The organism is Bacillus cereus group sp. BfR-BA-01524 (assembly GCF_022662595.1).
GTDB lineage: Bacteria > Bacillota > Bacilli > Bacillales > Bacillaceae_G > Bacillus_A > Bacillus_A thuringiensis_S.
On the sequence record NZ_JAKUDW010000144.1, the window covers coordinates 1 to 10,142 of the forward strand.

Genomic DNA, 10,142 nt, shown 5'->3' on the forward strand with positions numbered 1-10,142 from the left:
GATAGATATATTAAGAAAATCGTTAATATAATTTCACGTACCTGTTAATTTGATAAAAAATGAGCCTCCAGTATATGGTGTATAATAATAAGTACCATTTTTTAATAGGAGAAAACGAATGAACGAACAATATTACGATGCAGTTTTACATATAAAAACAGTCGGTGAGCAAAAAGGATTTAACAAGTCTATGCATTATCACCGTTATGAACCGACGCCATATAGCGGATTAGATGAGTTACTGAATCAATATGAAATACGAAGTAGCGACCGAATTGTAGACTTTGGGTGCGGAAAAGGGCGATTAAACTTTTATATGCACCATAAGTGTGGTGCATCAGCAGTTGGAATTGAAATGAATGAAGAGTTTTATAAAGAAGCAATGGATAATCGAGATCGTTATGCACGAAAGGCACGAAACAGTAAGGGGAAAATTCAATTCCAATGTTGTTTAGCGCAGGAATATGAGATTGATCCGCATGATAATAGGTTTTACTTCTTTAATCCGTTTTCTGTACAAGTGTTTATGAATGTAGTAAATAACATTTTACTTTCGGTAGAAGAATTGGAGAGAGAAGTGGATATTATTTTATATTATCCTTCTGAGGACTATATTTTCTTCTTAGAAAATCAGACTACGTTTGAGCTGAAGAAAGAAGTTAGATTGCCAGGTGCTTATGAGAAGAATGGGAATGAGAGGTTTTTAGTGTATAGATTGGAGTGTTAATGTATGGGTGCTTGGGGAGTAGCAATATTATCAGACGATATTGCTGAAGATATTAAGTTACTGTATAAGGATTTGTTAGCAAATGAATATTCAAATGAGGAAGCAAGTAGGATTGTAATTGAGGAATACAAGAATGAATTAGATGATGAAGAAACTATTGTTTTTTGGTTAGTATTTGCGTCCATACAATGGAAGTTAGGGAGACTTCAAGAGAATGTTAAGCAGGAGGCATTGCAAATAATAGAGAGTGGTGCAGATTTACCTCGCTGGGAAGAAGAACCTAAATTACAGAAGAAACGTGAAGTAGTTTTAAATAAACTAAGAGAACAGTTACATTCTCCGCAGCCAGAAGCTAAAAAAGTGCCGAAGAGATTTATAGCTAATACTTCTTTAAAAGCAGGTGATGCTGTTAGTTATGAATTAGCATCAGGGAGTTATATTATTCTTAAAGTCATTGAGATTATTGAGGAATGGCACGGAGATCGGTATCCTCTATTTGAAATATGTGACTGGGAAGGCAAAGAAGTTCCTTCAAAGGAACAAATTAACCAATTCGGTTTAAAGAAAAGGATTTATGAAGATGGAAAGCAAGAAATGATGAAACTTGCTATTTATCCTTCAGGAAAAAGAGATCATCCAACTAAGAGAATGCAAGTAGTAGCAGAAAATGTAAAAGTAGTATTGAATGTAGGAACACATTATACAGTAATGAGTTGGAAGGAACTTGATAACTATTTACATGAAATATAATAAAAAAGACGCGCTACCTATTGGTAGCGCGTCTTTTTTATTAGTTACGGATTAAGTAATCAAATGCACCTAAAGCTGCGTTTGCACCTGAACCCATAGAGATGATGATTTGTTTGTACGGATTATTTGTACAGTCACCTGCAGCAAACACTCCTGGTACGTTTGTAGCGCCGTGCTTGTCTGTTACGATTTCACCGCGAGCGCGTTCAACTGTTTCGCCTAACCAGTCTGTGTTTGGCACAAGACCGATTTGTACGAATACACCTTGTAATTCAACGTGATGAACTTCTTCAGTTTCACGATCGATGTAAGAAATACCGTTTACTTTATCAGTACCAGTGATTTCTTTCGTTTGAACGTTTTTCAGAACAGTTACGTTTGGTAAGCTGTTAAGACGCTCTTGTAATACAGCATCAGCTTTTAATTCTGGCATGAATTCAAGAACAGTTACGTGCTTAACGATACCTGCTAAGTCGATAGCTGCTTCAATACCAGAGTTACCTCCGCCGATAACTGCTACGTCTTTTCCAGTGAATAATGGACCGTCACAGTGTGGGCAGTATGCTACACCTTTATTTTTGAACTCAGCTTCACCTGGTACGCCAACATTACGCCAGCGAGCACCTGTAGAAACGATTACGCTCTTACTTTTCAGAATAGCGCCGTTTTCAAGTTCCACTTCAATAAGTTCTTTTTTCTCCAAACGTTTCGCACGTTGTAGATTCATTACATCGATGTCGTATTCTTTTACGTGCTCTTCAAGGCTTGCTACTAGCTTAGGACCTTCAGTGCGTTTTACGCTGATGAAGTTCTCAATACCCATAGTATCCATTACTTGACCACCGAAGCGCTCAGCAACGATACCAGTGCGGATGCCTTTACGTGCTGCATAAATTGCTGCACTTGCACCAGCAGGGCCGCCACCAACAACAAGAACATCGTATGGATCTTTATCAGAAAGCTCTGATGCATCTGGACCGTTACCCATTTTAGCTAAAATTTCTTCAAGTGTCATACGACCGCTTCCGAAAGATTCGCCGTTTAGGTAAACAGTTGGTACTGCCATGATGTCTTTGCTTTCTACTTCCTCTTTGAATGCAGCGCCATCAATCATAGTATGTGTAATACTAGAGTTAAGAACGCTCATTACGTTAAGAGCTTGTACAACATCAGGACAGTTATGACAACTTAGGCTGATATAAGATTCAAAATGATATTCGCCTTGAATGTTTTTAATTTGATCGATTAATTTTTGTTCAATTTTTGGAGCGCGTCCACTTACTTGTAGTAAAGCTAACACTAATGATGTAAATTCGTGTCCTAATGGAATACCAGCGAATACGACACCAGTGTCTTCACCAGGGCGGTTTACGCTAAAGCTTGGTGTTCTCTCTAATTCAACTTTTTCTACTGTAATCTTAGATGACATAGTAGCTAATTCGTCTACTAGAGCTAACATATCTTTAGATACGTTATCGTCTCCTGCGCTTACTTTAAGTAAAATATCGTTCTCCATTAACTGAAGGTATTGGGATAGTTGTGTTTTTATATCTGCATCTAGTATCATTTTGATCGAACTCCTTAGATTTTGCCTACAAGGTCAAGGCTTGGTTTAAGTGTTGCAGAACCCTCTTGCCATTTAGCTGGGCAAACTTCACCTGGGTTGTTACGTACGTATTGAGCAGCTTTAATTTTGTTAACAAGAATGCTTGCGTCACGGCCGATACCATCAGCATTGATTTCCATAGATTGGATAACGCCGTCTGGATCGATGATGAATGTACCACGAGCAGCAAGACCTTCTTCTTCCATTAAAACGTTGAAGTTTGTAGTGATTGTGCGAGTTGGGTCACCAATCATGATGTACTCGATTTTGCCGATAGTTTCTGAGCTATCATGCCATGCTTTGTGAGTGAAGTGAGTGTCTGTAGATACAGAGTATACTTCAACGCCTAAGTCTTTTAGAGTTGCATATTGGTTTTGTAAGTCTTCGAGTTCAGTTGGGCAAACGAATGTGAAGTCAGCTGGGTAGAAACAAACTACACTCCATTTTCCTTTTAAACTTTCGTCAGTAACTTGGATAAATTCTCCATTATGGTAAGCATTAGCTTTAAACGGTTTTACTTCTGTGCCGATTAATAACATGTTAAAATTCCTCCTAAATGTTGGTTTGAGCATCAAAAAATAGTGTGCTCATAAAATATATTTTTTAATTAACTATAATAATTCTAATTCGATATTAATTATCATATAGAAGTGGTTATTTTGTCAAGAGAATAAACCAACTTTATACCAATTTAATTAATATTTATTCTCAATTAAGGATATCAGGGAATGGAAAGGTAATTTTAAGTCTATAAATTTTAGATGAGTGTTTGAAAAGTTTAGTGTGTAAGTTTAATTTCTTAGGAAGGAAATATTTCTTAGAAGTTGTAGTTTTGAAAAGGAACTGCTTACTTCTATTTTACAAAGAATTTTGTGATAAATAAAATAAAATGAATCGGAAATTTTTTGAACAATTTTTGTCATCTCAAATATATAATTAGGAAGTATATTACGATGATAGTTAGAAACATTGACTCAAAGTGCTAACAAGATATAATAAAACCTAGATATACCTTTCAAAAAGAAGAATACATATTTATAGGATGAAAAAATTCAACCTATTATTTTTTATAGCTTTTAGAAAACGCTTACAATTAGTGTGGAGGGGAAACCATGTCTAAGTTCACGAAGTATTTTTTAATGGAAGCTAAAGATGTGATTGCATATGTGAAAGAGAAATTATCTAAGTTTGAACATGCAAAGGTGTTACAGTGTGAAGAAATAGGTGATGGCAATTTAAATTATGTGTTCCGCGTTTGGGATGAAAAAGAGAACATGTCTGTCATCGTAAAGCAAGCTGGGGATACAGCTCGCATTTCAGATGAGTTTAAGTTGTCGACGAATCGTATTCGTATAGAATCAGATGTTTTGCAGTTAGAGGATGAGTTAGCACCTGGACTTGTTCCTAAGGTGTATTTATTTGATAGTGTGATGAATTGTTGTGTAATGGAAGATTTATCGGATTACACAATATTACGTACAGCACTTATAAATCATCAAATATTTCCGAGGCTTGCGGATGAGTTAACTACTTTTATGGTAAATACACTTTTATTAACATCGGATGTTGTAATGAATCATAAAGAGAAGAAGGAACTTGTGAAGAATTATATAAATCCTGAATTATGTGAGATTACAGAGGACCTCGTATATTCAGAACCATTTACCAATCATAATAAGCGTAATGAGTTATTTCCGTTAAATGAGGGATGGATTAGGGAACATATTTATAGTGATAAAGAGCTTCGTATGGAAGTAGCGAAACGTAAATTTTCTTTTATGACGAATGCACAGGCATTACTTCATGGTGATTTACATACTGGTTCTGTTTTTGTAAGAGATGATTCTACAAAGGTTATTGATCCTGAGTTTGCTTTTTATGGACCTATGGGATATGACGTTGGGAATGTAATGGCGAATTTAATGTTTGCTTGGGTGAATGCGGATGCAACGATGCCACCTGGAGCTGAGAAAGATACGTATATGGATTGGTTACAAGCTACGATGGTAGAGGTAATTGATTTATTTAAGAAGAAGTTTTTAGATGCTTGGGATATTCATGTGACCGAGATTATGGCGAAGGAAGAAGGCTTTAGCGAAGTCTATTTGCAATCTGTATTAGAGGATACGGCTGCAGTGACAGGTCTGGAATTAATTCGCCGTATTGTTGGATTAGCGAAAGTAAAAGATATTACTTGTATTGAGAATGAGGAAGCACGTGCTAGAGCGGAGCGAATTTGTCTTCAAGTAGCGAAGAGTTTTATTTTACGAGCGAATCAATATAGAACGGGCACAAGTTTTGTAGAAACGTTAAAAGAACAGTCAATGCACTACGCGAAGTAAGGGGAGAATATGATGGAAGAGCAATTAGTACCAATTCAGTGGAAAGATGATGCTCTAGTTTTGTTAGATCAAACGTTATTACCAAATGAAATTGTCTATGAATCTTTTAAAACAGCTGAAAGTGTGTGGGATGCGATTCAAGTAATGAAAGTACGAGGTGCACCAGCGATTGGTGTTTCAGTAGCTTATGGTGTGTATTTAGGGATAAAGGAATTTGCTGAAAGTACGGAAGAAGGATTTATGGATGAAGTAAGAAAGGTATGTACATACTTGGCGACATCAAGACCGACTGCAGTAAATTTATTTTGGGCGCTTGAAAGAATGGAAAGTGTAGCGACAGATAATGCTCACTTATCAATCTCACAGTTGAAAAATAGATTATTAGAAGAGGCAAAAGAAATTCATAGAGAAGATGAAGAAATTAACCGTCAAATCGGAGTGCATGCATTAACATTATTCCATGATGAAATGGGAGTATTAACGCATTGTAATGCAGGTGCTTTAGCGACGACTAAGTATGGTACTGCGACGGCTCCAATGTATTTAGCGAAAGAAAAAGGATGGAATTTAAAAATTTATTCGGATGAAACGCGTCCTAGATTACAAGGTTCAACGTTAACAGCATTAGAACTGCAGCGAGCGGGTATTGACGTTACTGTTATTACGGATAATATGGCAGCTATGGTCATGTCACAAGGGAAGATTGATGCAGTAATCGTTGGATGCGACCGTGTGGCAGCAAATGGTGATGTAGCAAATAAAATTGGCACATTAGGCGTATCTATTTTAGCTAAATACTACAACATTCCGTTTTATGTAGCAGCGCCAACACCGACAATTGATTTAAAGACATCGACAGGAAAAGAAATTCCGATTGAAGAAAGAGATGCTTCTGAAGTGATTAATCGTTTCGGACAATATTCAGCTCCGAAAGAAAGTAAAGTATATAATCCAGCATTTGATGTTACTCCACATGAAAATGTAACAGCGATTATTACAGAAAAAGGGATTGTAAAGGCACCGTTTACGGAGAATTTAAAAAAGCTATTTCAATAAATAGATAAATATAAAAGTCAGTCATCATAAGCTTCATACTTAGGGGGATGTATATGTTATTACAAAAAGAAAGAGAAGAAATTGTAGCGTATGGAAAGAAAATGATTTCTAGTGGTTTAACAAAGGGGACGGGCGGTAATATTAGTATCTTTAATCGTGAACAAGGTCTTGTTGCGATTAGCCCAAGTGGTTTAGAATATTATGAAACAAATCCTGAAGATGTAGTTATATTAAACTTAGATGGTGAAGTAGTAGAAGGAGAGAGAAAACCATCAAGTGAATTAGATATGCACCTTATTTACTATAGGAAGCGTGAAGATATAAATGCGCTTGTGCATACACATTCTCCTTACGCGAAGACGATTGCATCATTAGGATGGGAGCTTCCTGCTGTGTCATATTTAATTGCTTTTGCAGGCCCGAATGTCCGTTGTGCGCCGTATGAAACATTTGGTACGAAGCAATTAGCGGATGCTGCTTTTGAAGGCATGATTGATCGTCGTGCTGTGCTACTTGCAAATCATGGTTTAATTGCTGGTGCAAATAATATAAAAATGGCGTTTACTGTTGCAGAAGAGATTGAGTTTTGTGCTCAAATTTATTATCAAACGAAAAGCGTCGGAGAACCGAAGCTTTTGCCAGAAGATGAGATGGAGAATTTGGCGAAGAAGTTTGAAGGGTATGGGCAGCAGTAGAATGAAACAAAAACACCCTCAAGAAAAGATCTTGAGGGTGTTTGTTACGCTTTTTTTAGTAACAAATACATAAAGTAAGGAGCCCCAATTAAAGCAACGACAATACCTGCTGGGATGCCATTAGGATCAACGATATTTCGTCCAATTGTATCTGCTAATAATAATAGCCATCCGCCGATTAAAAGGGCGATAGGCATGAAGATTTGATGTCTTGGACCTACTAAAGATTTCGCGATATGAGGAGCCATTAATCCGATAAAGCTAATTCCTCCTGTTACGGAAACAGCTGCAGCTGCAAGTGCAACGGCTGCAACTAATAAGTATCTGCGTTCTTTTTCAATTTCAATTCCAACGCCGATTGCGACTGGTTCGTTTAATGCTAAAATGTTTAATCGATTTGCTTTATAGAAAATAAACGGAATTAATACGATTAACCATGGGAGCATTGCTAAAACAAAAATCCAGTCATCTCCCCAAATATTTCCGGCAATCCATTTTGAAATAAAGTCTACTTTCATACGATCTGCGGATGAAATAAGGACAATCATCGTTCCAGATAGTGCAAATGCAAAACCGATACCGGTTAATGTTAATCGGATTGGCTGAAGTCCAGTTGATTTACTATATGAAAATACGTAAATTAGAACAGCTGTCAGAAATGCTCCGATAAATCCAACTACAGGTAGTAAGTAAAGAAATGAACCTACGTCTATTGGAAAGTATAAAAAGAAAATAGCAACAGCAACACCGGCCCCAGAGTTGATACCAAGAATACCAGGTTCAGCTAAATCATTTCGGGTAATTCCTTGCAGAATAGCCCCTGATAAAGCGAGAGCCATACCAGCTAATAATGTAATGACAATTCTAGGTAGTCTTAAAGAGTATAAAACGAACTCCTCTTTAAAAGTCCCTTGCCCCATTAATGTTGGGAGTAGTCGATCATAAGATAAAGATGCTGAACCAAGTCCCATTCCAACTACAATGGTTGTGATGATTACTATAAGTAAAACGAGTATAATGAGACGCTGTTTTCTTAAAATAGATTGCATCATGAGAATGTTTTTCCTCCTTTACGTACAATGAATAGGAAGAATGGTAACCCTACAATCGCGACAATTGCCGCAACGGGTGTTTCGTACGGAGCGTTAATAGTACGTCCGATTGTATCTGCAAGTAGCATAAAGGAAGCTCCAGCAATTGCTGACATCGGTATAACAAATCGGTAATCTGGACCGACAATTGGGCGTACCATGTGAGGTACCATTAAACCGATAAATGCCATATTTCCAACAAGCGCTACAGATGCACCTGCAAGTAAGATAATAATGATAAATAAAATAGTTTTAATAACAATAATTTTTTGACCTAGTCCAATAGCCACTTCTTCACTGAAACTAAGAACTGTCAATTTTTTTGCTAGTAAGATAGCGATAAAGATACTAATTGAAATGACTGGAATAATAATTTTTAATTGGCTCCAAGTTGTTCCAATTACGCCCCCAGCAGTCCAAAGTGATACATCTTGTGAAATTTTAAAGTAAATGCCAATTCCTTCTGAAATTGCGAGTAGAAATGCTGAAACTGCAGCGCCCGCTAATACAATTCGAAGAGGAGAAAGGCCGCCTTTTTTCACCATACCAATTCCAAATACCATAATTGCGCCAATTGCAGCACCGATAAAGCAAGCTAACGTTAAGTAAAGATAGCTGATGGAAGGGTTGAAAGCAAGTGTTAGTGCAAGCGCAGCATTTGCTCCACCAGAAAGCCCTAACAATCCAGGATCCGCAAGTGGATTTCGTGTTAATCCTTGCATAATTGCTCCGGAAACGGCTAATCCAGCTCCTACAAAAATAGCAGCAACTTCACGTGGTAAACGTATTTCTCGAATAATAGATATTTTGTCTCCTTTAGCGGAGGAAGTGAGTGCTAACCATACATCTTTTATCGAAGTATCTGCAGCACCTAATACCATTGCAACCATAAAAATAAGAAAGAATGCAATTAAGCTTAAAATTAGTTTGTATGTAAAAGCTATAGAACGTGGATTGTCATGATCTTTTGTCATTCGTTTCACATCTTTTCTGTTCATAGAATAAAGGAAGAGGAATTCTTAAATTAAGAATTCCTCATGTTTGTATTATTTACCAAGAAAGCTCTTCTTGAAGAAGTCTAGTTGGAAATCTAATGTAAGTGGGTCATTGAAATAGAATTCCATCATGTTTGCTTCATATACACGATTATTTTTTACTGCTGGGATGTTTTTATATGATTCTGTCTCTTGGAATGAGTTATCAGTATCTTTATTTTTACTTACGATTAAGTAATCACCAGCAAATTCAGGTAATACCTCAGTAGATAATGCGTAGTAACCTTCTTTTAATGCTTTTTCTTTTACTTTTTCAGGCATTTTTAATTTCATTTCTTGGTACAGAATTTCTGTTCCGCGGCCCCAGTTTTCGCCGTATACATAAAGCTGTTTGTTGAAGTTTTCTACAACAGAAACTGTTGCATCTTCACCGATTTTTGCTTTAATTTCTTTACCAGCTTCTTGTGCACGTTTCTTGAAGTCATCAACCCAAGTTTTTGCTTCTTTTTCTTTGTTTAATAACTTACCAATTTCTAAATGCTGTGTTAAGTAATCAACTTTTCCGTAAGTGTATGTTACAGTAGGAGCAATTTTCTTTAACTTATCGACATTTTTAACATTTGATAAACCAATGATTAAATCTGGATTTAGTTCAGCGATTTTTTCAACATTTTCATCTGATACTTCAGCAACATCTTTAAGTTTACTATCAAAACGTGGGTTTTGTTTAGACCATGAATCTACCCCAACAAGATTTACACCTAATGACATTACGTTACCAGCGAATGATGATAATACAACAACGCGTTTTGGATTTGCAGGAACTTCTACTTTACCATTTTCAGATTGGTATGTAATTGTTTCTGATTTACTATCTTTT

10 protein-coding genes are annotated in these 10,142 nt (G+C 36.5%); 5 read left to right on the plus strand and 5 right to left on the minus strand.

What is annotated here, in order from left to right; translation table 11 throughout:
• The first annotated feature begins 118 nt into the window (after nt 1–118).
• Entirely contained in the window at nt 119–727 is a 609-nt protein-coding gene (locus tag MR170_RS28400; protein WP_098629670.1) for an SAM-dependent methyltransferase, read from the plus strand.
• A 3-nt stretch (nt 728–730) separates the two neighbouring features.
• A complete protein-coding gene (locus MR170_RS28405; RefSeq protein WP_050842448.1) occupies nt 731–1,477 on the plus strand; it encodes a hypothetical protein in 747 nt (248 codons plus the stop codon).
• 40 nt (nt 1,478–1,517) lie between these two features.
• Here the strand turns inward: MR170_RS28405 and ahpF are convergent, their stop codons facing one another.
• Together ahpF and ahpC are read right to left on the minus strand one after the other, a co-directional pair.
• A complete protein-coding gene (gene ahpF / locus MR170_RS28410; RefSeq protein WP_053565379.1) occupies nt 1,518–3,044 on the minus strand; it encodes an alkyl hydroperoxide reductase subunit F in 1,527 nt (508 codons plus the stop codon).
• Nucleotides 3,045–3,058: 14 nt separating this feature from the next.
• Nucleotides 3,059–3,622 carry an alkyl hydroperoxide reductase subunit C gene (gene ahpC / locus MR170_RS28415; protein WP_000924420.1) on the minus strand — a complete coding sequence of 188 codons (564 nt, stop codon included), beginning with the start codon at nt 3,620–3,622 and terminating at the stop codon, nt 3,059–3,061.
• 573 nt (nt 3,623–4,195) lie between these two features.
• Here ahpC and mtnK point away from each other — a divergent pair.
• Genes mtnK through MR170_RS28430 form a run of 3 tightly spaced genes read left to right on the plus strand, consistent with a single transcriptional unit; the run spans nt 4,196 to nt 7,176 of the window.
• Nucleotides 4,196–5,425 carry an S-methyl-5-thioribose kinase gene (gene mtnK, locus MR170_RS28420; protein ID WP_242310286.1) on the plus strand — a complete coding sequence of 410 codons (1,230 nt, stop codon included), beginning with the start codon at nt 4,196–4,198 and terminating at the stop codon, nt 5,423–5,425.
• Nucleotides 5,426–5,434: 9 nt separating this feature from the next.
• Nucleotides 5,435–6,481, plus strand: a complete 1,047-nt coding sequence (gene mtnA, locus MR170_RS28425) for an S-methyl-5-thioribose-1-phosphate isomerase (protein ID WP_242310288.1) — start codon at nt 5,435–5,437, stop codon at nt 6,479–6,481.
• 53 nt (nt 6,482–6,534) lie between these two features.
• Nucleotides 6,535–7,176 (plus strand): L-fuculose-phosphate aldolase, encoded by a 642-nt coding sequence (locus MR170_RS28430; protein WP_242310290.1) that lies wholly within the window; start codon nt 6,535–6,537, stop codon nt 7,174–7,176.
• A 44-nt stretch (nt 7,177–7,220) separates the two neighbouring features.
• Here MR170_RS28430 and MR170_RS28435 read toward each other — a convergent pair whose 3' ends face one another.
• From MR170_RS28435 to MR170_RS28445, 3 genes are all read right to left on the minus strand, one after another.
• The gene (locus MR170_RS28435; protein WP_029441487.1) at nt 7,221–8,228 is read right to left on the minus strand and encodes a FecCD family ABC transporter permease; all 1,008 of its coding nucleotides are present in this window, start codon (nt 8,226–8,228) and stop codon (nt 7,221–7,223) included.
• Nucleotides 8,225–9,265 (minus strand): FecCD family ABC transporter permease, encoded by a 1,041-nt coding sequence (locus tag MR170_RS28440; RefSeq protein WP_002025239.1) that lies wholly within the window; start codon nt 9,263–9,265, stop codon nt 8,225–8,227. The genes MR170_RS28435 and MR170_RS28440 overlap by 4 nt, the downstream gene beginning before the upstream one ends.
• 48 nt (nt 9,266–9,313) lie before the next feature.
• Nucleotides 9,314–10,142, minus strand: an 829-nt coding sequence (locus tag MR170_RS28445; RefSeq protein ID WP_242310292.1) for an iron-hydroxamate ABC transporter substrate-binding protein, incomplete at its 5' end; no start/stop codon positions are given.